At 60.9% G+C, this 23645-nt stretch carries 28 protein-coding genes; 8 read left to right on the plus strand and 20 right to left on the minus strand.

The window, feature by feature from the left end; all coding sequences use genetic code 11:
- Positions 1-11 precede the first annotated feature (11 nt).
- Positions 12-1112, minus strand: a complete 1101-nt coding sequence (locus tag KMAL_RS00390) for a hypothetical protein (RefSeq protein ID WP_146044126.1) — start codon at positions 1110-1112, stop codon at positions 12-14.
- A 133-nt stretch (positions 1113-1245) separates the two neighbouring features.
- Between KMAL_RS00390 and KMAL_RS00395 the strand changes: the two genes are divergently transcribed.
- Together KMAL_RS00395 and KMAL_RS00400 are read left to right on the plus strand one after the other, a co-directional pair.
- Positions 1246-1500 carry a hypothetical protein gene (locus tag KMAL_RS00395; protein WP_110093789.1) on the plus strand — a complete coding sequence of 85 codons (255 nt, stop codon included), beginning with the start codon at positions 1246-1248 and terminating at the stop codon, positions 1498-1500.
- A 273-nt stretch (positions 1501-1773) separates the two neighbouring features.
- The gene (locus tag KMAL_RS00400; RefSeq protein ID WP_146044127.1) at positions 1774-2220 is read left to right on the plus strand and encodes a hypothetical protein; all 447 of its coding nucleotides are present in this window, start codon (positions 1774-1776) and stop codon (positions 2218-2220) included.
- A gap of 69 nt (positions 2221-2289) precedes the next feature.
- Here KMAL_RS00400 and KMAL_RS00405 read toward each other — a convergent pair whose 3' ends face one another.
- The 3 genes from KMAL_RS00405 to KMAL_RS00415 all read right to left on the minus strand — a co-directional run bounded on the left by KMAL_RS00405 (position 2290) and on the right by KMAL_RS00415 (position 4559).
- Positions 2290-2559 (minus strand): hypothetical protein, encoded by a 270-nt coding sequence (locus KMAL_RS00405; protein ID WP_110093791.1) that lies wholly within the window; start codon positions 2557-2559, stop codon positions 2290-2292.
- 296 nt (positions 2560-2855) lie between these two features.
- Positions 2856-3026 (minus strand): CsbD family protein, encoded by a 171-nt coding sequence (locus KMAL_RS00410; protein ID WP_110093792.1) that lies wholly within the window; start codon positions 3024-3026, stop codon positions 2856-2858.
- Between the two features lie 135 nt (positions 3027-3161).
- The gene (locus KMAL_RS00415; RefSeq protein WP_110093793.1) at positions 3162-4559 is read right to left on the minus strand and encodes a sugar porter family MFS transporter; all 1398 of its coding nucleotides are present in this window, start codon (positions 4557-4559) and stop codon (positions 3162-3164) included.
- A 217-nt stretch (positions 4560-4776) separates the two neighbouring features.
- On the opposite strand from KMAL_RS00415, the gene KMAL_RS00420 reads away from it, so the two are divergent.
- Entirely contained in the window at positions 4777-6105 is a 1329-nt protein-coding gene (locus KMAL_RS00420) for a DUF6056 family protein (RefSeq protein WP_239019865.1), read from the plus strand.
- Between the two features lie 137 nt (positions 6106-6242).
- On the opposite strand, the gene KMAL_RS00425 is transcribed toward KMAL_RS00420, so the two are convergent.
- A complete protein-coding gene (locus KMAL_RS00425) occupies positions 6243-6542 on the minus strand; it encodes a hypothetical protein (RefSeq protein WP_110093794.1) in 300 nt (99 codons plus the stop codon).
- 161 nt (positions 6543-6703) lie between these two features.
- Between KMAL_RS00425 and KMAL_RS00430 the strand changes: the two genes are divergently transcribed.
- The gene (locus KMAL_RS00430) at positions 6704-6889 is read left to right on the plus strand and encodes a hypothetical protein (protein ID WP_110093795.1); all 186 of its coding nucleotides are present in this window, start codon (positions 6704-6706) and stop codon (positions 6887-6889) included.
- A 108-nt stretch (positions 6890-6997) separates the two neighbouring features.
- Here the strand turns inward: KMAL_RS00430 and KMAL_RS00435 are convergent, their stop codons facing one another.
- From KMAL_RS00435 to KMAL_RS00450, 4 genes are all read right to left on the minus strand, one after another.
- Complete coding sequence (locus tag KMAL_RS00435; protein ID WP_110093796.1) at positions 6998-7300, minus strand: hypothetical protein; 303 nt, start codon at positions 7298-7300, stop codon at positions 6998-7000.
- A gap of 183 nt (positions 7301-7483) precedes the next feature.
- Positions 7484-8512 (minus strand): alcohol dehydrogenase AdhP, encoded by a 1029-nt coding sequence (gene adhP, locus KMAL_RS00440; RefSeq protein ID WP_110093797.1) that lies wholly within the window; start codon positions 8510-8512, stop codon positions 7484-7486.
- 114 nt (positions 8513-8626) lie between these two features.
- On the minus strand, positions 8627-9853 hold the full coding sequence (gene metC / locus KMAL_RS00445) for a cystathionine beta-lyase (RefSeq protein WP_110093916.1): 1227 nt from the start codon (positions 9851-9853) through the stop codon (positions 8627-8629).
- Between the two features lie 32 nt (positions 9854-9885).
- Positions 9886-10740 carry a sulfurtransferase gene (locus tag KMAL_RS00450; protein WP_110093798.1) on the minus strand — a complete coding sequence of 285 codons (855 nt, stop codon included), beginning with the start codon at positions 10738-10740 and terminating at the stop codon, positions 9886-9888.
- A 117-nt stretch (positions 10741-10857) separates the two neighbouring features.
- Here KMAL_RS00450 and KMAL_RS00455 point away from each other — a divergent pair, with 117 nt between their 5' ends.
- Together KMAL_RS00455 and KMAL_RS00460 are read left to right on the plus strand one after the other, a co-directional pair.
- Entirely contained in the window at positions 10858-11931 is a 1074-nt protein-coding gene (locus KMAL_RS00455; protein ID WP_110093799.1) for an AI-2E family transporter, read from the plus strand.
- Complete coding sequence (locus tag KMAL_RS00460) at positions 11928-12632, plus strand: endonuclease/exonuclease/phosphatase family protein (RefSeq protein WP_110093800.1); 705 nt, start codon at positions 11928-11930, stop codon at positions 12630-12632. The genes KMAL_RS00455 and KMAL_RS00460 overlap by 4 nt, the downstream gene beginning before the upstream one ends.
- Here KMAL_RS00460 and cls read toward each other — a convergent pair.
- Positions 12623-14041 (minus strand): cardiolipin synthase, encoded by a 1419-nt coding sequence (cls, locus tag KMAL_RS00465; protein ID WP_110093801.1) that lies wholly within the window; start codon positions 14039-14041, stop codon positions 12623-12625. The genes KMAL_RS00460 and cls overlap by 10 nt on opposite strands.
- A gap of 190 nt (positions 14042-14231) precedes the next feature.
- Here cls and KMAL_RS00470 point away from each other — a divergent pair, with 190 nt between their 5' ends.
- On the plus strand, positions 14232-14585 hold the full coding sequence (locus KMAL_RS00470) for a YraN family protein (RefSeq protein WP_110093802.1): 354 nt from the start codon (positions 14232-14234) through the stop codon (positions 14583-14585).
- 15 nt (positions 14586-14600) lie between these two features.
- Here the strand turns inward: KMAL_RS00470 and KMAL_RS00475 are convergent, their stop codons facing one another.
- From KMAL_RS00475 to purB, 10 genes are all read right to left on the minus strand, one after another.
- On the minus strand, positions 14601-14933 hold the full coding sequence (locus tag KMAL_RS00475) for a hypothetical protein (RefSeq protein WP_180999700.1): 333 nt from the start codon (positions 14931-14933) through the stop codon (positions 14601-14603).
- Between the two features lie 157 nt (positions 14934-15090).
- Entirely contained in the window at positions 15091-15426 is a 336-nt protein-coding gene (gene grxD / locus KMAL_RS00480; RefSeq protein ID WP_110093803.1) for a Grx4 family monothiol glutaredoxin, read from the minus strand.
- 51 nt (positions 15427-15477) lie between these two features.
- Positions 15478-15711 carry a BolA family protein gene (locus KMAL_RS00485; RefSeq protein WP_003620177.1) on the minus strand — a complete coding sequence of 78 codons (234 nt, stop codon included), beginning with the start codon at positions 15709-15711 and terminating at the stop codon, positions 15478-15480.
- Between the two features lie 28 nt (positions 15712-15739).
- Positions 15740-17950 carry a phosphoribosylformylglycinamidine synthase subunit PurL gene (gene purL / locus KMAL_RS00490; RefSeq protein WP_110093804.1) on the minus strand — a complete coding sequence of 737 codons (2211 nt, stop codon included), beginning with the start codon at positions 17948-17950 and terminating at the stop codon, positions 15740-15742.
- Positions 17947-18648, minus strand: coding sequence for a phosphoribosylformylglycinamidine synthase subunit PurQ (gene purQ, locus KMAL_RS00495; protein ID WP_110093805.1), 702 nt, complete (start codon positions 18646-18648; stop codon positions 17947-17949). The genes purL and purQ overlap by 4 nt, the downstream gene beginning before the upstream one ends.
- Entirely contained in the window at positions 18645-19034 is a 390-nt protein-coding gene (locus KMAL_RS00500) for a Rap1a/Tai family immunity protein (RefSeq protein ID WP_110093806.1), read from the minus strand. Before KMAL_RS00500 ends, purQ begins: the two co-directional genes overlap by 4 nt.
- Positions 19031-19276, minus strand: a complete 246-nt coding sequence (purS, locus tag KMAL_RS00505; RefSeq protein ID WP_110093807.1) for a phosphoribosylformylglycinamidine synthase subunit PurS — start codon at positions 19274-19276, stop codon at positions 19031-19033. Before purS ends, KMAL_RS00500 begins: the two co-directional genes overlap by 4 nt.
- Positions 19273-20037, minus strand: coding sequence for a phosphoribosylaminoimidazolesuccinocarboxamide synthase (purC, locus tag KMAL_RS00510; RefSeq protein ID WP_110093808.1), 765 nt, complete (start codon positions 20035-20037; stop codon positions 19273-19275). The genes purS and purC overlap by 4 nt, the downstream gene beginning before the upstream one ends.
- A gap of 125 nt (positions 20038-20162) precedes the next feature.
- Entirely contained in the window at positions 20163-20924 is a 762-nt protein-coding gene (locus KMAL_RS00515; protein WP_110093809.1) for an NRDE family protein, read from the minus strand.
- An 89-nt stretch (positions 20925-21013) separates the two neighbouring features.
- Complete coding sequence (gene purB, locus KMAL_RS00520) at positions 21014-22366, minus strand: adenylosuccinate lyase (RefSeq protein ID WP_110093810.1); 1353 nt, start codon at positions 22364-22366, stop codon at positions 21014-21016.
- Between the two features lie 650 nt (positions 22367-23016).
- Here purB and KMAL_RS00525 point away from each other — a divergent pair.
- Positions 23017-23616: a YjbE family putative metal transport protein gene (locus KMAL_RS00525; RefSeq protein WP_110093811.1), complete on the plus strand. Its 600-nt coding sequence runs from the start codon at positions 23017-23019 to the stop codon at positions 23614-23616.
- The last annotated feature ends 29 nt before the right edge of the window (positions 23617-23645 follow it).

Raw genomic sequence — 23645 nt, forward strand, 5'->3', positions numbered from 1 at the left:
GCCCTGCCCTGTCATGTGATGCTGCGGGCCTGATCCCCGGTCGGGACCTCCTCCGGCAGCAGTACGGTTCCGGCAGTGGATGGCGCGTCTTTTTTACGCCATTGCAGGTATTTCTCCCTCAGGCGGTCCTTGATGCGCCTGGCCCTGATGCAGAAGACAGGCGGCAGGCAGGACAGGGCATATTCAATCACGCCCATGTTTTTCACGAAACAGGATTGCCTGTGGAGCCATGGCATGAGGCCTGATGCCGTGACGGGTGTCAGCAGGTCGGCAGGAAGCCGGATTGCGACATCGCGGCCAAGCAGTAGTCTGCGAAGGAAGATGAAATAGGTATCATTGCTTGCCCCCTTCTCCTCCCATGGCTTGGATGTCAGTGCCGCATGGAGGATGAGTGGGGTATGTTCCTGGAAACGACAATCCAGCGTATGTGCATCCCGCGTTTCCAGAAAACGGAAATCCCAGCGATAGACCTGTTTTTCAACAGGGGCGAGCGAGACGGCATCTGTGGCGTATTCGCTCATCAGGATGGCATTGAGGGCATCCTGATCCGATTGGGCCGTTGGTGAGTCCCATTCGCTGCCTTCCTGGTAGGTTGGATGGGAATGTATGGCTTCACATGCCTGCCACCAGCGGGCCAGCAGGTCGGGCCAGTAGTCGGTGGAAAAGGCCACAAATCCGGAACAGACATATGTCTGGCGGCGTGGAGGGGATTGCAATGCAAAGATCTCTTCCCACTGGGCATGCCACCGGTCGTCGATCGGGTTGGGAAAGGCGCAGATCCCCCCCTGGCGTGCCTGTGCAATCAGCGGGGCGAGCGATCCGGTCACGATCATGTCGGAATCAATGATCACGGCAATGCCGGATGCGTTGGCGATATGGGCAAAGGCCTTGTACTGGCCCGGGTTCCTGATCTTCGCCGGATCGAGTTCCACAAGCTCCACCTGCCTGCATCCCGCCAGCACTTTCCTTTGCGCCGGGGTCAGTCCGCAGTCCCCGACCCGGATGGTCTGGGTATGGCCTGTAAGGATCAGCGAATTGATCAGCGCAACAAGTCCGGGGAAATACGGGGCATTGCTTATTGTATAAAAGCAGACATCACCATCCGTCGCCATGTCCATTCTCTTCTTGTATATTGACCTGAAATAAAAGAATCAGATTTCATAATTGTTTTGAGGTATCTATATTTTTGGCAGGGGTATATGTGGGGAAAACAGGCATCCCAGAATGATTCCTGTCAGGAAAAGGATGACCATCATTGTGGTCAGCATGGCGTTTCTTCGCTCCAGCGGCGTGCCGAACGGCGGCTTGAGGCTTTTATCGGCCAGGGGCGGTGGTTCGCCACTTTTCTTGAAATTATTGCTCATCGGACAGCCCTTTATTGGAAGTTTTGCCCGTCAACGTCACCTGTATCCTGAAAGTTTCCAGATATTCAGGAATATGATTGGGAAAATGACATTTAAATTAATTGAATACATTAAAAATTATTTGCATATATTATGACTCCCTTCCCTCCCGCCATGGGAAAAGACCGGGCGTCCGGTCACTGGAAAATGTTCCGGAAATCCGCATGCAGCCTTCCCTGCCGGTCATATGAGATGTCAGGAAACCGGTCCGTAACTGCAAGGGCCAACCCGCCTGCGATGCAGTCCGCACGCCCGATCCGTCCGGCAGGTGTTTTGTCGCGGATTCTAGGGGAGTGGTCTGGTTATTTTTCACAGAGACGGCTATGCCTCCTCTGTCGTTCCTTGCTTTATTTTTTCCATGGGCCTGTCAATGAAACACCGGTTACGCAACACCATTGTCACACCTTGTCGCACATGGATGACGGCCATCGGCATCATGGTGGCTCTTGCCGGTTGTTCGCATAAACCCTTCAATCGTGGGCCGTATCTGGCTTATGGACTGGGGCCGAATACGGCCTATGTCCCGGTCGAACCTTACGAGGCTGCTGAGAATATCAGGCGCGCACTGGCGTGCAACAACCTCAGCACCAAGCCTTTCATGCGTCACGACCTGCAGGAGGAGCGGTTCATCATTTCAAATGCGGTCCTGCCGGGCACGACCAAGAGTTACGAAATCCTTGCGGCCTGGTCGTTTACCGGAACGCTGGTGCATATCAACTCGTCCGAGGCTGTGCCCACGGTCGTCAGCACCATCAGTGACTATGCAAAGCAGGGCGCGACCTGCCCTGCCGCAGACCTGCCAAAGACCAGCAACTGACCGGAAATGAATGAAGGGGCGTGCGACATGGCACGCCCCTTCCTGTATGAGGTGAGGTTTTTCGCCGCCTCAGGCAGAAGGGCTTCTTGCCGCCGGATAGGCCGCGTGCTGGATGCAGGTCGCCGCCATCAGGTGACCATTGCTAAAGGGCTGTATGCAGGGTTCATCCGCAGGACAGGTTCCCAGTGTGTCGCACTGGCTGTCCTCTGCTGCTGCCTTCTGCACGACACCAAGCAGTCTGGCCTGCTGCAGCGGGGTCAACATCTCCACCGCTGCGGCAAGGGCATGTTCAAGGCCGGAAATATGGGCCTCGTAAACCAGGATCTGTCTGGCAGACATGGGAGCGGTTTTTCTTTCAGTCATGATATTTATTGCCCCTGAGATATGGGTCGTCATTCACGACCCATAATTTTCGTTACCTACCATACCTGTAATGGACACACCCTGCATGGAAAAATCATCATTTCATCATGTATGATTTTCTGGAGAGGGGCGCTTAATACAGTATTTTTGATATAGCAAAAAAATTATTAATACAGGTTAACATGTAGCGCCCCGTATGGGGAGCACATTATTGTCATCCTGACGGGCAATATTGTTGCATGACAGGAGCAGGATATCCCTGCCCCCACTGGTCAGTAGTTCGATGGGCGACTGGAGGCGACTTTCTGCGCATGGCCCTTCATTTCCTGCGCGATGCCACTGCGTGCAATTTTCCGGCTTCCCATGACATAGCCGATTTCCTGCTTCAGCTGCCCGGCAATGATATTCGCCGTGCTGGAAATGATGTTCTTGAAATTTGTCATATAGTTATCCTCATCCGAGCATGACAATACGGCAGGCCGCCTGCAGTTTCAGGAGCCGGATGGCACAGAAACATATCGCATATCAGGCATGCAAGGGATAAATGACGAACGCTTCAGGAACGAAATAATTACAAACTATTTCCCGATATCACGCAATTTTTTTCCGGACAGGAGGTTGGTTTCGATCGTTTCCAATGGCACGTCCCTTGTTTCGGGAACAAACAGCAGCGTAAACGCGATGAATATGACGTTCATGAGGGCAAAGCCACCAAATGTCCGGCCAAAGCCAATGACGGAGACAATGCTCAGGAACGTATTGCTGACGATCCAGTCCGCCCACCAGTTGGCCAGGGTGGAACAGCCGACGCCAAAGTCCCTGCCCTCCAGCGGCTGGATTTCGGAACATAGCGTCCAGACCAGCGGGCCTGCCCCCAGCCCAAATCCGCCGACAAAGGTCAGCAATGCCGCCAGCAGGCATAGTGTCGCAGGGACGCTTGAAAGGTGAAGGCCGGTAATCACGGCAGCGATGGCCAGGGAAAAAGCCATGATTGCGGCACTCGCGCACAATAACGGTCGCCGCCCCCACCTGTTGACCAGAAAAATCGCGGCGATGCCGACAATCGTGTTGATGACGCCGATCAGGACGGTGGCCCATGCCGCGCCAGATGTGCCGAAATGCGCATTCTGCAGGATTTTCGGGGTGTAATACATGACGACGTTGATGCCCGTCAGCTGCTGCATGACCTGAAGGCAGATGCCCAGCATGACGGAGCGGCGGAAGTTCGGCTGCCGGCGCAGCAGATTCAGCCCGCTTGGCCGTCCCCTTTCTGTTTCGGCCTTGATGCTGGCGAACTCTGCATCAGCTTCCGCCGGGGTGTTGCGCAGGGCACGCAGGACGGTCCGGGCCTTTGCGTCCTGCCCGCGTGCGATCAGCCATGACGGGCTGGGTGGCAGGAAGAAGCAGCCGATAAACAGGAGTGCCGCCGGCAGCATGGGCATGCTGACCATCCATCGCCAGTGCCCCCCGGCGGACAGGATGCCGCCTGCCAGATACCCTGCGAGGATACCTGCGGATTGCAGCATGGAAAATGTGGAGACCATGCTGCCCCGGAGATGGCCGGACATGGTTTCGGAAATATACAGCGGGGCGGTGAAGGTGCAGATGCCGATGGCAACACCGATCAGCAGGCGTCCGGTCAGGATCTGTGGAATGCCCACGGCATTGGTGCACAGGCATGCCCCCGCGAACATCAGCACCATGGCGGCGGTCAGTACTGCCCGGCGCCCGAAACGTGCGGAAAATGTCCCTGCCCCCAGCGATCCGACCGACGCGCCCAGCATCAGGACCGATACAATCCATTCCTGGTCGCGCGTGGAGGCCCGGAAATCGGTCCCGATAAATCCCAGGGCCTGGGAAATCAGGCCCGTATCAAGCCCGACCAGAAGTCCGGCGCAGGCCGTGATCAGGCCTGCGTGAAAAGCTTTCCGCCCTGGCGGTGAAACTGGTGCTTGGGGGGGCGTGGTGGGACTCACGTTCTGTTTTCCTCCCGGCCGGGATGTTTCTGACGTCTATGTTGACGTCATAATGACCGATACGGCATCCATCCATGATGCAACACCGGGGCATGTCTTTTTCTGTCCGGCTTTTGGGGACCAGTCGCCGCATCCATGCCGTTGCGGATCATGATCGCGCATGACGCCAGCGCACGGAACGTCGGGAAGATGGGTCCATACAGGCAGGAAGGATTTCATGAACAATACGGCCATCATGCGCTTCATGACTTCAGGCAGGGTAAAGCCTTATGCCTTGGTCATGGTTTTCCTGTTTTCCCTGTGGGCCAATATGGTAACCCCGCTATGGGCGGATGATTATTGCCGGACCATTCCGGTCGACCTGAAAAATACGTTCCATATTGTATATGGGAATTATTTTTATTGGACCGGAAGGTATTTTACGACACTTATCACATTTCTTGTGCTTGAATTTCATTCCTATGGATCGATTTTTATATTCAATGTTCTGAACGCAGCTGTTTGTTGCGTTCTGGTGCAGAATGTCTGCCTGATATGCAAGGATACAAACGATCCGGACAGGAACACGTCAATCGGATTTGTGGATATCCTCTTTGTATTTCTGGCCATCTGGTGGATACCCCGCGACATTTCCGAAGTCGCGCTATGGAAGACTGGGGCGATCGGCTATCTGTGGCCCGTGACGGGGGAGTTGTGGATCCTGCGGCGGCTCCTTGCCCAGCGCCTGCCGTCGGGTGTTCTCGCCTGTGGCTTCGCGTTTCTCATTGCAACATTTCTCGAACCCCTTTCCCTGCTGACCAGCATGGTACTGATCGGTTTCGGAGTTCGCTGTTATCGCGATGGACAGCCGGTTGCTTATCGCTTCATCGGCCTGCACCTGCTGGGCACCCTGTTCCTGTGGCTTGCACCGGGAAATTATGTACGCGCACGCACGATGGAACATGACACGGTCATGAACCGCCTTGATGGTGTGCTGGGCAATGTCGGGAGCCTGTTTGATCTGTACTGGGTCCCGTTTGTCCTCATCCTGCTTCTTTGCCACGTTGCCGTGGCGCGGAACGGGGGGGAATGGTCCGGGGCATGGAAAAAAATCAGGATATTTACAGCCCTCTCCGTAATTTACATGATGCTGCTTCTGCTGTTCCCGCGATCGTCACTTGCGGCAAGGGTTTCCTTTCCCGCCAGTATCTATCTGGTCTGCATATTGGCAACAGTATTCATCAACCGCCCGACATATGCAGGCATGCGCAACTGGGTTCTGGATATGGGGATTGCCGGTCTGTCCGTCTGGCATATGTGGGTATGTGTGCCTGACCTTCTGGCGCTTGCGCGTGTCAGCGCCATGTGGAACCGGCAGGCTGCCGTGCATGTTGCAGGGTTCGAAGATGTCACCCTGCCCCGTGTAACCATGGGGCCACGGCATAAACTTCTTTATGTCCACAAGGACATTCTGTTTGTGGGGATTTCACCGGACCCGCATAACATGATGAATGTGTGCTTTGCGCGCGCGGTGGGTATCAGAAGTGTTCGTTCCGCGCCGGAATGAATGGTTGCGGAACCCTGAAAATCATACGGAAAATTCCGGTTGGCAGTCTGCCCGGAAAACTGCAGGGGACACCGCCTTTTAAGCAAAGGCGGTGTCCGGACCCCATGTTTCATAGGCAGTCTATTGAGACGCCATGCCTATCGTGATTCAGGGGCCGGGGCATCGGGGGCGCCTGCATCGGGCGCAGCGGGTTGCGGCTGTGTTTCTTGCTGGTTCTTACGTGCGGCCTCGGCCTTGCGGGCGTTATGGCGGCGCACCATGCCTGCGGCACAGCCCGCTGCCGCCCCACTCCCGGCATGGCCGCTTCCGACGAAATGCCCGGCCACGCCACCGGCCATGCCGCCCTTGATACACCCGCCCGGTTCGGCATGGCTGACCGCAGGGAGGAACAGGAACATGCAGCCGAGGAGCGCGAAGGCAGAACGGTGATGGTTCATTGAGGTATTTCCCAATCTGTTTGAAGGACGAAATGGAAGGACCGGGTGCGCTTCATGCAGGATGTGACGGATCCGTTTTCCCGGTATGCGGGGATAACAGTTGTCAGCGGCAGGGTTCCCTTCCATCGTGAAATTATCCAACAAAGGAAAGGAACCTGTTGATGAGTAAGGAACCGTCGGAAACCATCCATGCCGCGCTGATTCATGCGGCGGCTGTTCTGACCGCGGCAAAGAAGGAAGTGATGGAAAAAGCCTCACCCACCGAAGTGAAGGCACATTTCAAGTCGTTCCTGCACACGCTTGAAACCGGTTGGCGGGAGCATGAATCCGGCGACCATCACAAATAAGTTCTGAAGTATTGCGGCATCCGGGGATCATGTCTTTCCCCGGATGTCGCCCTGTCCCGGCTTGCAGTCCGGCCATGGGCCGTCTGGCGGGCCTGTCCGGGCGGGGGATTATTTGCCCGTAAAGAACCTGTTCATGTCCGAACCGGTCTTGTGGCTCCAGCGGTCCATCTTGCGCCCGGTATCGTGGCTCCAGTTATCCAGCGTCTTGCCGGTCCTGTTGCCCCAGTTCTTGACGTGCTGCGTATCCTGCGCGGCCTCGTCATGCGCCGTGTGGCCCGCATGGTCTATTTTCCGGCCTGCCACGCAGGCATCGTAATCTGAAGAACTCGCGCAGTCATCAGCCAGCGCCGGTAAAGAGGAAATGCCCGTCAGGCCAATAATTCCCAGTCCGATCAGTAATGCTTTTCTCATATTTCCCAATATCCATCCTGTCGTATGGATATCCGCCGAAAACAGTCAGGCACGACAGGCAGATATCCTGCCCGCGCACGAAACGCGGGGTCGCGATAACCTCTCCCATGACGTCACGGAACCGATTTTCCGTGACGCAGGATCTGTGTTTTCAACGTCGGGTGCGTCTCAGGGTTGCGTCTGTCAGTTACGAAAATCCAGAACAATCCGTCCCGCGACCTTTCCGTGCTGCAACCGGTCGAAAATGTCGTTGATGTTTTCCAGTTTGTCGGTCGCAACGACGGTCGAGACCTTCCCTTCGGTAAAGAAGGACAGTGCCTCGATCATGTCCAGGCGCGTGCCGACGATGGAGCCACGCACCGTCGTGCCATTCATGACCATGTCGAAGATCGAGAGGGGAAATTCCCCCGGCGGCAGGCCGTTGAGGACAATGGTCCCCCCCCGGCGGGCATAACCGATGGCCTGCGTGAAGGCGGTGTTGGAGACCGCCGTCACCAGCACGCCATGCGTGCCGCCGGTTTTCTGCTGGATGTAACTGACGGGGTCGGTGGTGCGCGCATTGACGGTCACGCTGGCACCCAGCCTGCGGGCTTCGGCCAGTTTCGCGTCATCAATGTCAACCGCCGCGACATTCAGGCCCATGGCGACCGCATACTGGATGGCCATCTGCCCCAGTCCGCCCGCACCGGAAACGGCAACCCATTCGCCCGCGCGCGTATCGGTCATCTTCAGGCCCTTATAGACCGTCAGGCCGGCGCACAGGACGGGTGCCGTGCGGATCGGGTCGATATCCTTGGGCAGGTGCGCGACATAGTTCGGATCGGCCACAACATATTCGGCAAAGCACCCGTTGACCGAATATCCCGTGTCCTCCTGCTTTTCACACAGGGTCTCCCATCCCCCCAGGCAGTGCTCGCAATGCCCGCAGGCGGAATACAGCCACGGGACGCCAACCACGTCGCCGGTCTTGATCCAGTCCACGCTGGCGCCGACTTCCACGACATGGCCGATCCCCTCGTGCCCGGGAATGAAGGGCGGTTTCGGCTTGGTGGGCCAGTCGCCGCGTGCGGCATGCAGGTCCGTATGGCACACGCCGCAGGCATCGACCTTCACCAGGATCTGGTTGGGACGGATCGAGGGGATGTCAAGTTCCTCGATGCTCAGGGGTTTTCCGAATTCGCGGACAACCGCTGCTTTCATCTTGCCGGCCATTTCACTACCTCTCTGCTGTGCGTGTGCCGCCCTGGCGGGCGCGGACCACTGCTTGTCTCACAAGTGGCATGACGGCCTCCGGGGTGCATTGACATGTATCAGTATGGAGGCGCCTCACCCTTCCCCATGCGCCAGTCCGTCGAGCGCCTGCGCCAGATCGGCGATAAGGTCCTGCGTATCCTCCAGCCCGATATGGATGCGAAATGTCGGTCCCGTCTGCGTCACGCTGTCGCATGAACGGGTGATGCCCCGGGTCGTTGGCAGCACCAGGCTTTCATATCCGCCCCATGATGCGCCAATGCCGAACATACGCAGCGAATCAATCATGCGTTCCATCTGCGGCAGGGTGAAATCCGGGCGCAGGATAACCCCGAACAGCGACGATGCACCCGAAAAGTCCCGTTTCCAGAACGCATGGCCGGGACATGACGGCAATGCAGGATGCAGCACGCGGCTGACCTCCGGCCGGGATTGCAGCCATACGGCGACATCAATGGCCGACTGCGACTGCCGCTCCTGACGCACGGGCAGCGTACGGATCCCCCGCAACGTCAGCGCGCAGTCATCCGGGCTCGCGACCTGCCCGCTCTGGATGGCGGTGTCACGCAGCAGGCGCCAGTCCGCCTCGTTCCCGACGGAGACGGCCCCGATGACCGTATCGGCATGGCCCGCGGGATATTTGGTCAGCGCCTGGATCGAAACGTCCGCCCCGTGGCGGAAGGGCTGGAAGATGCCGATCCCCCATGTGTTGTCCACGATCAGGCGTGCGCCATGCCCGTGGGCCACGCGTGCCAGCATGGGTATGTCCTGCACCTCGAACGAATGGCTGCCAGGGCTTTCGGTAAGGATGGCGGCCGTCTCCGCCCGGCACAGGCGGCGCAGTTCCTCTTCGCTGGCGCAGGGCGGGAAGTAGGAGATGTCCACGCCGAAGCGGCGCAGCACCTTTTCCGCGAACCGCCGTGTGGGGCCATAGACGGAATCGGACATCAGGCAGTGGCTGCCCGCGTCGAGGAACGCCAGCAGGGGCAGCATGCACGCCGCAAGGCCGGAGGGGGCGATCTGGGTATGGGTGGCGCCTTCGATCGTGGCGATCGCCTGTTCCAGCCGGTACTGCAGCGGTGTTCCCATCGCGCCATAGATCAGTTCATCGCCGTAGCGCTTGTGCCCCGCCGCCTCCATCGCCTCCAGCGAGGAGAACAGCACGGTCGAGCCACGCGCGACCGCCGGGTTGACGAACACGCCCTGCCCGTCATGTGGGACATCGCGCGCCACGCGCACCGCAAGTGACGCCATTTCCCGCCATCCGCGGGAGACGGCGTGGCGCAGGTTTTCATGATCCATCTGTGTCTCTTCCTTCGCCAGTTTCCTGTGCGTCATGCGTCGCGTGTCACGATGGGGGTGCCGGGGGTCGATGCCCATTCCGCCCATGACCCGTCATAGACGGCGTGCTGCCCCAGTCCGGCCGCCACCAGCCCGAGCGCAAGCACGCATGCGGTCATGCCGCTGCCGCATGTGCAGACCGCCTCCATGCCGGGACGCATGCCCGCCGCGGCGAAGATCTGGCGCAGTTCATGCGGCGGGCGCATGCGTCCGTCGTCCGTCAGCAGCGTCGTATAAGGCATGCTGGATGCGCCGGGCATGTGGCCCGAGGGCATGCCCGCGCGCGGTTCGGGCTGTTCGCCGGTAAAGCGCCCATGGGCGCGGGCATCAAGGATCAGCGATGAGCCGGGCGCATGGACGATGTCGAGCATGTCCCCCAGCCCCTTGAGCCGCCGGATGCGTGGGCGCGCGACGAAGGGCGGCGTGTCCTGCGCGGGCACCGGCGTCGGTCCCGTCTCCAGCCGCAACCCTGCTTCCTGCCAGGCAGGCAGCCCGCCATCGAGCACCTGCGTGCGGTCATGGCCGAACAGCCCCATCAGCCACCAGCCACGCGCGGCGCAGGCCACGCCCTTCTGGTCGTAAAAGATGATGTGCGCCCCGTCATGCACGCCCAGCGCGCGGGCCAGGCGGGTAAAGCGCGCCTGCCCCGGCACCGTATGGGGCAATGGGGAGTCGGGGTCCGAAAATGCGTCGATGTCAAACCGGCGCGCGCCGGGAATATGCCCCGACAGGAAACAGGTCTGCGGATCAAACTTCTGCCCCGGCAGGGCCTGCGTCGCGTCCAGGATGACAACATCGTCATGGGACAGGCATCGGTCCAGGTCTTCGGCGGAAATCAGTGGGTGCATATCTGTGGCCAATCTTTGGTGTTTCAGCGCTTTGCGATAAGGTGCAGCATATTGTGCCATGACGAAAGCGGGGTCACGCCTTCGCACGGATTGCCACGGAACGGATCGCGACGGATTATGGTCGAACGCATCATGATGGGGCTTATGCTGGGGGGGATCGCCTTTGGCTGCGTCCTCATTCTCTACCCATTCATGTCGGCCCTGCTGTGGGCGGCGATCCTGACATTCTCCACATGGCCGATCTATGTGCGGCTGCGGCGGCAGGCCAATCCCCTGATCGCGGCGCTGGGCATGACGGTCATGTCAGCCGTGGTGCTGGTGGTGCCGCTTACGCTTGTGGTTTCCAGCAGCATTGTCGAACTGCCCCAGACCCTGCCCGATGCCATCGACAGCATCACCACATCCATCCACCTGCCCCCCCTGCCCGCATGGCTGGGACATATCCCGCACCTGGGCGCGCAACTGAACGAAACGTGGGAGAAATGGCGGGTGGACGTGGGCAACATCGACCAGATGATACGCCCCTACAGCGGCCGTCTGGTGCAGTGGGCGCTTGCCGGCGTCATGCAACTGGCCAGTGGGCTTGCGCATCTGGGCATGGCGCTGTTCATGGCATTTTTCTTCTGGCTGGGGGGCGAGGCGCTGGGGGATACGTTTGTCGCCGTCGTGCGACGTATTGCCGGGATCTATGCGGACCGTATCCTCGGCATCATCGGGCGCACCATCCGGGGCACCGTCTATGGCATCATCGGCACCGCCCTGCTGCAGGGCGTGCTGACGGGGATCGGTTTCGCCATCGCTGGCATCTCCAACCCCGTCCTGTGGGGCGGGATCACCGCCTTCATCTCCGTCCTGCCCATCGGCGCGCCGCTGATCTGGATACCGGCGGCGTTCTTCCTGTTCGTCGCCCACCATCCCGGATGGGGGGTATTCCTGCTGCTGTACGGGACCATCATCGTCTCCGGGGCGGATCACATCATGCGGCCCATGTTCATTGCGCGTGGGGCGCAGCTTCCCTATCTCCTGACGGTCCTGGGTGTACTTGGGGGGATCTGGACGTTTGGCGGCCTTGGCATTTTCCTTGGGCCGGTGCTTATTGGTGTGGGATATACCCTGACGGCGGAATTCGCCGCAGGAGATCCGGGCGCGCGCCTGCCGCCCGAGATCAGGGAGCCATTTGTCGAACCATGAACCTTGCGCGTCCGTATCTGCGGCTGCCTGCCATCGTGGCCCAGCCGGGGACATCCCCCCTGCCGGGATACCAGCCTGCGTTCCATTCCGAAAACAGCATCAGGATCATCAGCTGGAACCTGTTGCGCAAGATCGGCGCCACGGTGCGCGATGTCGTGCACCTGATCCACCAGGAAAAGCCCGACCTGCTGCTGATGCAGGAGGCGACAGTTGATATCGATGCCTTGCCCACGCTGATCGGCGGGCACTATGCGCGCTCCCCCCTGCCGGGGCGGATCCATGGCGTCGCGTGCTGGAGCCCGTGGCCCTACCGCAGGCCGCCCATGACATGCACCCTCCCCTCGGGCACGCTGATACGGCGCGTGGCGCAGATCATCGAATGTGGCCCGTTTGCCATCGCCAACGTGCACCTGTCGCATGGGCAGTTGCTCAATCGCCGGCAGTTGCGGCGCATGTCACAGCTCCTGCCCTACCGTGCCGCAATTCTTGGGGATTTCAATCTTGTCGGGCCAACGCTGGTCCGGCATTTCCGTGATGTCGGCCCGCGCGCGCCCACGCATCGCATGGCCGACGTGCTGCCTATCCGGCTCGACCGGTGCCTGATCCGTGGCCTGTCCTGCGTGGAGCAGCGCGTGATTGACAATTACGCCTCCGACCACCGTCCCATCGCCGTCCGGCTCGAACTCCTGCCTCACAGGTAAGGCAGGAGCAGCCGTGCCGAGGCATCGCGCAGCCTGATCGGCAGGGAACGCCGGTCGAGGTCATGATGGGTCAGGCGTTCATGGCGATGGCGGATGATGAAACCATCGATCGTGGCCGCCAGTGTATCGTCATAGATTTCGAGGTTGATTTCAAAATTCAGCCGCAGGCTGCGCACGTCGATATTCGAACTGCCCACGAATGACCAGTGCCGGTCCACCACCATGAGTTTCGAGTGGTTGAAGGGAGGCCGTGCCTGCCACACCCTGCAGCCGGAATCGAGGAAGCGCGGCAGGTTTGCCGCCCGTGCCCAGTCGATGACGACATGGTTGCTGTGGCGTGGGACAACGATGTCCACCTCGATCCCGCGCAATGCCGCAAGGGCCAGTTCCGTCAGGAACCGGTCATCGGGCAGGAAATACGGCGTCATCAGGCGCACGGAATGCCGGGCCATCGAAATGGCCTGCAGCATGGTGTATTCGATCTTCTCCAGATCGGAATCCGGCCCGGCCGTGACGATGCGCGTCAGGCTGTCGCCATGTGCCTTCTGTTCGGGAAAAAACAGGTCCGCCAGCAGTTCTTCGCCGGTGGTGAAGGTCCAGTCGCGGGCAAAGGCCTCGCTCAACTGGTGGATGACAGGCCCGGCAATGCGGAAATGCGTATCGGAGACGGGATGCAGCGGATGCAGCGCCGTCAGGTTTTCCCTGCCGATATTCAGCCCGCCCATGAACCCGATCCGGCCATCGACCACCAGGATCTTCTTGTGATCGCGCATGTTGATGAACGGCATGCGCCACGGCAGCATTGAATGCATGAAACGCCCGACCGGCACCCCTGCCCGTGTCAGCCTGCTGGCGATCGCGCAATGGAAATAGCCGCTGCCCACGCCATCGACCAGCACCCGCACCTGTGCGCCGCGCTGGTGGGCCGCAATCAGGGCATCGCAGAATTTGTAACCGATCTCATCAGGACGGAAGATGTAGGAACACAGCAGGACCGTGCTTTGCGCCCCTTCGATCGCCGCAAGCATCTGCGGATAGGCGCTGTCCCCATCATGCAGGGGGGTGACGAGGTTGCCGGCCAGCAACGGACGCTGCGTGAGTTTCGTGACCATTTCCGCCAGCGGGGCGAAGCGTCCCTCCTCCCCCCTGCGCCAGCGCGAGGTCATGGTGCGGCTGTGCCACGGATGCAGCCCGACCAGTCGCTTCGCACGCCGCCGTACGCGGTTGATGCCAAACATCGAATACAGGATGCCACCGGTCAGCGGCATCAGGACCGTCACGCCGATCCAGCCGATGGAGGCGCCTACGTCACGTTTCGTCAGCAGCACATGGACGATGACAACCGCCACGATGCACAGGCGCAACGCCAGCACGATGGGGGCAAGGAAAGTGACGTAAGTATAGATCATGATGCGGTCATTATTCCGTACGCGCCATGAAGGCATGCAAATTCGACACCGGCGGCCATATCACCTGCCTGGCGGAAGCTGATCGCGGTATTGCTGGTATCCCCGCAGGACCGGTCCCGACAAAGGAAGCGTAATGAAAAGCACGACACCGCCAGAATCCCTCCCCTCGCCTTCATGGCGGAAACGGTCCATGGGACGGCAGTCCCATCACAGGGGGCTGGAGGCGGAGCACAGGGTCAGGGACCGGATGTGCGCGGAAGGATGGACCATCCTGGCGCAGCGTGCCCGCACGGCATGGGGGGAAATCGATATCGTCGCCATCCGTGACGGCATGCTGGTCTTTACGGAGGTGAAGGCACGCCCGTCGATCATGCAGGCAGGCGACGCCATATCCCGTCGCACAATGCAGCGCCTGATGAACGCGGCGCAGGCCCTGTGCATGTTCAATACGGCATGGACCTATGACGAAATGCGCTTTGACGTGGTTGTGGTGCTACCCGATGGCGATCTTCATCGCATCGAGGACGCATTCAGGCTGGAGTGAGCCGGGAACTGGAAATCAGGTCCGGTGATGAACATTCCCATGTGCCACATGCCGGATGCTGGTCATGCCATGCGGACGATAGGAGACTTCATGCACCAGGGAACGGCGCACATGCGTTGACGTCACATGGCGGGCCGGTGTGGCGATGACATGGTGCCCCGCGACCGGACGGCGATAGACCACATGGCGGACAGGCGGAGGCGGCGCGGTCAGGGCGCTGAGTGTCAGGCGATCTGCTTCCATCTCTGTCATGGCATGGCTACGTGCCTGCGCCTGTGGCGTGACGCTGTAGAAGAAACCCGCGCAAACCACCGACAGGGTCGTGATTCGCAAGCACGTATGGCGCATCTAACACTCCAATTCAGTCATCGCAGCGAAGCTACGCAAAATCAGGTAGGCAAGGCAAGGCTCAGCACGGGTGGAAGCAAAAAAAAGCGGAAGGGCGCGTGCGCATCCCTCCCGCTTCCTGTTCCGGCTGTTACGCCGTGGGCCTGTCGGCTGCCGTTCAGGCAGATGCCGCCACGATGCCCTTTTCAGCCAGCAGCTTCTGCAGTTCGCCCGACTGGTACATCTCTGTCACGATGTCACAGCCACCGATGAACTCGCCCTTGACGTAAAGCTGCGGCACCGTGGGCCAGTTCGAGAAATCCTTGATTCCCTGGCGCAGGGCCGGGTCTTCGAGGACATTGGCGGTCTTGAACGGCACGCCCAGATGCTTGAGGATCTGCACGACACGTGCGGAAAAACCGCACTGCGGGAAGGTGGCATCGCCCTTCATGTACAGCATGACCGGATTGGCGTCGATCTGCGCCTGGATCTGCTGGGTAATGGTTTCGGCCATAATAATGGACTCCTCGTTCTGATAACCGGCTGTCCGTCCCTGTTCGGGGGATCAGTCCGGTGTGCTGGTCTGAAGGGCGAGTGCGTGCAGCTTGCCCCCCATATGCCCCTGCAACGCGTTGTAGACCAACTGGTGCTGCTTCACGCGGGACAGGCCGCGAAACGCATTGCTGACCACCTTGCAGGCATAATGGTCACCATCCCCCGCAAGGTCGTCAATGTGGATCTGCGCATCCGGCAGCGCGCCACGGATATAGGTCTCGATTTCCTGGGCCGTCATGGCCATCGGCTGTTCTCCTGCCTGTCCCTGGTGTTCAGCGATCCATGAGTCGCGGGAAGAATTCCTTGTTCACCGCGACGAGACGTGCCTTCGATATTGTGGAGCCATGGGGCAATGTCAAACCGTCCCCCCCACTTTGGCCCAGCACGCGACACGGGACGGATGCCTGCGCCGCCCGGTCCATGAATGCCTTGCCGTCGCGGACCGCGACGATGTAGCGCGCCTGGTCCTCACCGAACCAGAAGGCTTCGGGACGCATTCCGGCCTGTGGGGCCAGCAGGGTGCACCCGGCCTCGCCCGCCATGACCATTTCCGTCACTGTCACCAGCAGGCCGCCATCCGCCACGTCATGGCATGCCACGATGGTGCCATCGAGGATGGCCGCGCGCACGAAATCGCCATTGCGGCGTTCAGCCTGCAGGTCGACCGCAGGCGGTTCGCCATCCTGGCTGCCGTGGATCTCACGCAGCCACAGCGACTGGCCCAGCTCGCCGCGTGTCTCGCCAATCACGATCACGTCACACCCGTCGGGCATGCCCAGCCCCACGGCCTTCGTGACGTCGTCGAGCACCCCAAGCCCGCCAATGGCCGGCGTGGGCAGGATGGAGACCGACTCCCCATCCGGGCCGCGCGTCTCGTTGTAGAGCGAGACATTGCCGCTGACGACCGGGAAGTCCAGCGCACGGCACGCATCGCCCATGCCCGCGATGGCATCGACGAACTGTCCCATCACCTCAGGCTTTTCGGGGGAGCCGAAATTGAGGTTGTCCGTCACCGCAAGCGGGCGTGCGCCTGTCGCCGTAAGGTTGCGCCACGCCTCCGCCACGGCCTGCGCGCCGCCGGTCCGGGCATTTGCACGGCAGTAGCGTGGCGTGCAGTCCGTTGTCATCGCAAGGCCGATCGTCGTGTCCTCGACCTGTATGATGGCTGCGTCGGCCGCACCGGGCCGCCGGACGGTCTGGCCACCCACGGTGCTGTCATACTGGTTCCATACCCATTCGCGTGAAGCGAGGTCGGGGCAGCGGATCAGCCGCAGTAGCGCCTGTTCGATCCCCACCGGGTCGGTAATCTGCCCCAGCGGCACGGGCGGCAGGGCCGGCGCGGTCGGGCGGTGATAGACCGGGGCCTGGTCCGCCAGCGGCGCCAGCGGGATATCCGCCTCCGTCTTCCCCTTGTGGCGCAGGACGATGTGTCCCGTGTCCGTCAGGTGGCCGATGACGGCGAAATCCAGTTCCCACTTGTCGAAAATGGCGCGGGCCTGTTCCGTGCGGTCAGGGCGGATGACGATCAGCATCCGCTCCTGGCTTTCCGACAGCATCATTTCATAGGCCGTCATGCCGCGCTCACGCTGAGGCACCTGGTCGAGGTCGAGTTCGATGCCCACCCCGCCCTTGCCCGCCATTTCCACGGCGGAGGACGTCAGGCCGGCAGCCCCCATGTCCTGAATGGCGACGATCGCGTCGGTGGCCATCAGTTCAAGGCATGCCTCGATCAGCAGCTTTTCGACGAACGGGTCGCCCACCTGCACCGTGGGACGCTTGGCCAGCGCGTCTTCGTCAAACTCGGACGAGGACATGGTGGCGCCGTGGATCCCGTCACGCCCGGTCTTCGACCCGACATAGATGACGGGATTGCCCACGCCTGCGGCCGCCGACAGGAAAATGCGGTCCTGTCGCGCGACCCCCACCGTCATCGCATTGACCAGCGGATTGCCGTCATAGGCGGGATGGAAGTTGATTTCCCCGCCCACGGTGGGAACACCGACGCAGTTGCCATAGCCACCGACACCACGCACGACGCCATCGACGATGCGCCGCGTCTGCGGGTTGTCGGGATTGCCAAAGCGCAGGGCGTTCAGGTTCGCGACCGGGCGCGCGCCCATCGTGAAGACGTCGCGCAGGATGCCGCCAACGCCCGTCGCCGCCCCCTGGTAGGGTTCGATGAAGGACGGGTGGTTGTGGCTTTCCATCTTGAAGATGGCGGCCAGCCCCTGCCCGATATCGACGACGCCCGCGTTTTCGCCCGGCCCATGGATGACCCAGGGTGCCTTCGTCGGCAGCGTCTTCAGATATGCGCGCGACGATTTGTAGGAGCAGTGCTCCGACCACATGACGGAAAAAATGCCCAGTTCGGTCAGGCTCGGCGTGCGTCCCATGATGGACAGCACATTGCCGTATTCCTCTGCCGTCAGGCCGAATTCCCTAGCCAGCGCCTCGTTGACGGGCTTCTGTCCTGCTGTGCTCATCCGACCAGCGCCTCCACCAGACCCGTAAACAGGGGCTTTCCGTCCTCTCCACCCATCAGGGGATCCACCAGATCCTCGGGATGCGGCATCATGCCGCAGATGCGCAGGTTCTCGCTGAAGACGCCAGCGATGGCTCCCATGCTTCCGTTGGGGTTGAGCGTGCTGTCATTCGCATCAAGCCTGCCGTCCGCCGCGACATAGCGGAAGGCGACGCGGTTGGTGTCTTCGAGCATGCGGATCGTCTCATGGTCGGCGATGTAGTTGCCGTCGCCATGCGCCATGGGGGTGCGGAACACGTCATGGCGCTTCCAGTGGCGGGTGAACGGCGTATCATTGCGTTCAACGCGCAGGAAACAGTCCTGCGACAGGAACCGCAGCGCGGCGTTGCGCAGTAGCGCGCCGGGCAGGAGTTGTGCTTCGGTCAGGATCTGGAAGCCGTTGCAGACGCCAAGGATATGCCCGCCCGCCTGCGCGAAGCGGCGGATGGCGGGCATGATCGGCGCATGTGCGGCCATTGCCCCGCACCGCAGGTAATCGCCATAGCTGAAGCCGCCGGGCAGCACGACAAGGTCGAGGTCCGGCAGGTCCGTTTCGCGGTGCCAGATCATGCGGGGGGCGACGCCGGTCACGCTGCGCAGCGCGATCGCCATGTCACGTTCCCGGTTGGTGCCGGGAAAAACAACGATGCCCGCCTTCATTTGTGGTCGCCGCAGGGATAGGCTTCATGAAGCGCGGTAAAGACCGCCTCCCCCGCCGGGCGGGAAAGCTGGTCGCGATGCGCCTTCATCCAGTCCACGACCTTGCCGCGCATGTCCGACAGGTTGGTCGCCGGCGCGATGCAGAACGCGGCGACATCGTGCTGGTCCTTTTCGGCATTGCGCTCGAACAGGTGCGCAAGGGCGGCCGCATCCGCCACGCCGGAAATGTAGGAATCACACAGGCCGGTGCCGGAGGCACGCGTGCACAGCGTGCCCAGTTGCGACGCGGGCATGCGCGACACCCGCTGCGCATGCGCATCCGAACGCGGCAGCAGCCCCACGCCAAGCGCGCAGGCCGCAAGGAAGATGCCCGTTGACGTCTTCATTCTTCCACGACCTCCGCCGCGAAATCCTCGATCACGAGGTTGGCAAGCAGCGCGCGGGCCATCTCGTTGGCCTGCACGATGGCGCGGGCCGGGTCGCTTTCGGAGAGTTCAAGGTCAATCACACGCCCGATGCGCACGTCGCCGACATTCTTGAAGTCGAGCACATGCAGCGCATGTTCCACCGCCTTGCCCTGGGGGTCGAGCACGCCGTCCTTGAGCATGACCGTCACGCGTACTTTCATTGCATTACCTCCGGTCCCTTCATGTCGGAATTCGTCGCCTCGGGCAGGATGCCAAGGCGCATGGCCACTTCCTGATAGGCTTCCTCGACCTTGCCCATGTCCTGGCGGAAACGGTCCTTGTCGAGCTTCTGGTTGGTCTTGGCATCCCACAGGCGGCAGTTGTCGGGCGAAATCTCGTCCGCCAGCACGATGCGCATGTTGTCGTTTTCCCACAGGCGGCCGAATTCAAGCTTGAAGTCCACCAGCGTGATCCCGATCCCCACGAACAGGCCGCACAGGAAATCGTTGATCCGCATGCTCAGCGAAACGATGTCCTCCAGGTCATGGGCGCAGGCCCAGCCAAAGGCGGTGATGTGCTCCTCGCTGACCATCGGGTCGTTGAGGCTGTCGTTCTTGTAGTAGAATTCGACGATCGGGTGCGGCAGGCGGGTGCCTTCCTTGATGCCGAGGCGCTTGCTGAGGCTGCCTGCGGCGACATTGCGGATCACGACCTCGAGCGGGATGATCTCCACCTCGCGGATCAGCTGCTCACGCATGTTCAGCCGGCGGATGAAATGGGTGGGAATCCCGATTTCATGCAGGCGCAGCATCAGGTGTTCGCTGATCCGGTTGTTCAGGACCCCCTTGCCGGTGATGACACCCTTCTTGGCGCCATTGCCCGCGCTGGCATCGTCCTTGAAATACTGAACCAGTGTTCCCGGTTCCGGACCCTCGAAAAGGATCTTTGCTTTTCCTTCATAAAGCTGACGGCGGCGGCCCATACTCGTCCTTCACATACGGCTGTGGGAAGCATGCCGCAGGCACCCTTCCCTGCGGGTCCGCAACAGGACCCAGAATGATGCGCATGCAATAGCAGCGATTGCGCGTCGAAGATACAGTAACGTTTCTATGTCGCGGCAGCATCCGTGCGGCGGGTGTTCAGGTCCACTGGTGCATATCCCACCCGGTCCGGCGCGCCGGCGGCGAAGACCCACGATCTGCCGTCGGGCGCGCCGGGATCGCGCGAGACGCCCAGGGCCGAGGAACTGCAGGTGCCAAAGCCTGAACGCGGCGGGATGTTGAGTTCGCTTCCCGCCGGGAGGGAGCGGTCGGCCAGCAGCGTGGTCCAGTTCTCCCACGCGGGCGGGACGGGACGCGGCGCGGCGCGGAAGCGTGGCAGGTGACGCGCGATCCGGGGCATCGACATGTCATCAGGGTCCGTGGTCGCGATCATGTGCGTGCCCGCCTCCAGCGCGATGACCTGTGGCGTGCCGTAACCGGGGCCGCGGATGAAGAACGCATCCGTGCCGTCGCCCACGATCATGTTGAAGGAGCGCCATTCCCCGGCATCAAGGGTTGCGATCCGTGCCACCGCGTCGCGGGCGCACAGGTGATCGCCCACCATCAGGGGCAGTTCGCCGCGTGAACGCTTGCCCGGCGCGGGGCCGAGGCTGCCGACGCGATTCATGATCGCCCCGATGACGCCCGCGTCGTTCATGGTCAGCCATGACCCGCCGGCAACACAGTCACGTCCCCCCACGACCGTGGGATGGTCGCTCCAGTGGCGCGAGGGAGGCTCCCACGGGCGGTCAAGGCGTTCGTCACGGTTGGCCGCCAGCAGCAGGGGCCATGCCTCGTCCGGTTGGTGGGAGATAACGACAGTACACACGCCATTGATCCTGTATGTCTAGGCCCTCTGGCCACGGCCTGCTGCCGGATCGCGCCGGCACCGGCCATGGCCATGTGGCAGTCCGGCCCTTACGCCGTGTGGGGCCCGGTTTCCCCGAAGACACGGTGATAGGTATGGTCCAGGTGGCGCAGGTGCGCCTTGCTGTCCATCGCCGCGTCGAGCACCTCTGCCGGGACACGTCCCGCGACTTCGGGATCGGCGTCGAGGTTTTCACGGAACGTCCGTCCGTCAGGCTGCCCCAGCTTGGTCCATGTCTCCATCGCATTGCGCTGTACGATGCGGTAGGCATCTTCACGCAGGATGCCCGCGCGTGCAAGCGCAAGCAGCACTTCGCCAGAATGGACGACGCCGCCGAGGCTTTCGATGTTCGCCTGCATGCGGTCGGGATAGACCACTAGTTTTTCCATCATGCCAGCCAGGCGCATCAGCGCGAAGTCAAGGCCGATCGTGCCGTCTGGGCAGATGTTGCGCTCCACCGAGGAATGGCTGATGTCGCGCTCATGCCACAGCGCCACGTTTTCCAGCGCCGGGATGACGTGCGAACGCACCAGTCGCGCAAGCCCGGTCAGGTTTTCCGAAAGCACGGGGTTGCGCTTGTGCGGCATCGCGGACGATCCCTTCTGCCCCGGATGGAAGAACTCCTCCGCCTCGCGCACTTCGGAACGCTGCAGGTGGCGGACTTCGACCGCAAGGCGTTCGATCCCGCTTGCAATCACCGCCAGGGCGCAGAAATAGGCGGCGTGGCGGTCACGCGGGATCACCTGCGTGGACACGCCCTCGGGCTTCAGGCCGAGCTTGTGGGCGACATATTCCTCCACGCGCGGGTCGATATGCGCATAGGTGCCGACCGCGCCGGAAATTGCACACACGGCAATTTCCTCACGCGCGCGGACAAGGCGTTCGCGGTTGCGGGCGAATTCGGCGTAATGCCCCGCAAGCTTCAGCCCGAATGAGGTCGGTTCGGCATGGATGGCGTGGCTGCGCCCGATCGTCAGCGTGTGCTTGTGCTCGAACGCGCGGGTCTTCAGCGCGGCCAGCAGCCTGTCGAGGTCTTCGAGCAGCAGGTCCGTCGCCTGTACCATCTGCACCGACAGGCAGGTATCAAGCACGTCGGACGAGGTCATGCCCAGATGGACGAAGCGGCTGTCGGGGCCGACCTTTTCCGCAAGCCATGTCAGGAACGCGATGACGTCGTGGCGGGTAACAGCCTCGATCTCATCAATCCGGTCGAGGTCCGCCTGCGTGAACGCCGCCATTGCCGCATCGCCCTTTTCGCGGATGGTGCGCGCGGACTCCTCGGGGATGGCGCCGTATTTGGCCATGGCCTCGCACGCAAGGGCCTCGATCTCGAACCAGATGCGGTACCGGTTTTCGGGGGACCAGATGGCGGCCATCACCGGCCGGGTATAACGCGGGACCATAGGGTTGGATTTCCTTAACAAAATGCGCGACAGAGGAATGTGGGACCCTTTCCTAGCCAATTCCGCGCCGCGCGTCTTCCCTTTCGTGCATATTTCAAATCCGGATGCGCATGATTGCGTACTCTTGGCATCCCACGGCATACAGTGGAAGATGGCGACGTCAGGACGGTCGAAGGAAATTGTATTCACAGCCCAGTTTTTTATGGTGCCGACATGCAGGGATATGCCGTGAATTCATGGTGCATCAGGAACCTGCAATTCATGTCGATTGATTTTGTAAAAATATAGAAAATTATGAACATGATGTTGGAGAATAAAAAACATTTCGTTGGTTCAGGGGCTTGTGCCTGTCTGGGAAATGAGAAGTGGGGCGGGTGATTGCCTTATGTATATGGAAAATAAAGAGAACCACATGATTTTTGATATGGAAGAGTATTCTGAAGATATCAGAAGTGATGATCTTCCTGGCGATGACTTTATAGGTATGTAATTGGAAAAATCATAACAGAAGTGTTAAAAATACTCATGAATAAATTTGTATATTTGAATGGCGTATCAATAAAGCGAACATGAAATCCATGATTTGTTTTTTGTGATTCGTTCAGGTTTTCATGTCCCCCTCGGACATTACAACAGGATATCCCTGCTTCATGTCATTTGCCGTTTCCGTCTCCTCGCTTTACGCGCTTGGTCAGGTTGTTCTTATTGATCTCACGCTTGCGGGGGATAATGCGATCGTTGTCGGCATGGCGGTACGTGGCCTGCCCGTACCACAGCGCAGGATCGCAATCCTGTCGGGCGTGCTGGGTGCCGCACTGATCCGCATCTGCCTGGCGCTTGTCGCGGTCAGGCTGCTGGCGATTATCGGCCTGACGCTGGCGGGGGGGATCCTGCTGCTGTGGGTGTGCTGGCGGATGTACCGCGAGATGCGCGGACCGGCCCATGCGGAGGGCGATGGCGCCCCTGCCCCCGGATCGCTGCGCAATGCCATCATCCGCATCATCGTGGCCGACCTGTCCATGAGCCTCGATAACGTACTTGCGGTTGCAGGGGCCGCAGGGGAACACGTCGGCGTGCTGGTGACCGGACTGGTGGTTTCGGTGCTGATGATGGCCATTGCGGCCTCGCTGATCGCACGCCTGCTGGAGCGGTTCCGCTGGATTTCGTGGATCGGGCTGCTGGTGGTGCTGGCGGTGGCGATCGAACTGATCGTCAAGGGCGGAGGTGAAGTGTGGACCCATCTTTCGTGACATGCGGTCATTCATTGGCGCGGGACAGG

The sequence above is a fragment of the Novacetimonas maltaceti genome, assembly GCF_002906255.1.
Lineage (GTDB): Bacteria > Pseudomonadota > Alphaproteobacteria > Acetobacterales > Acetobacteraceae > Novacetimonas > Novacetimonas maltaceti.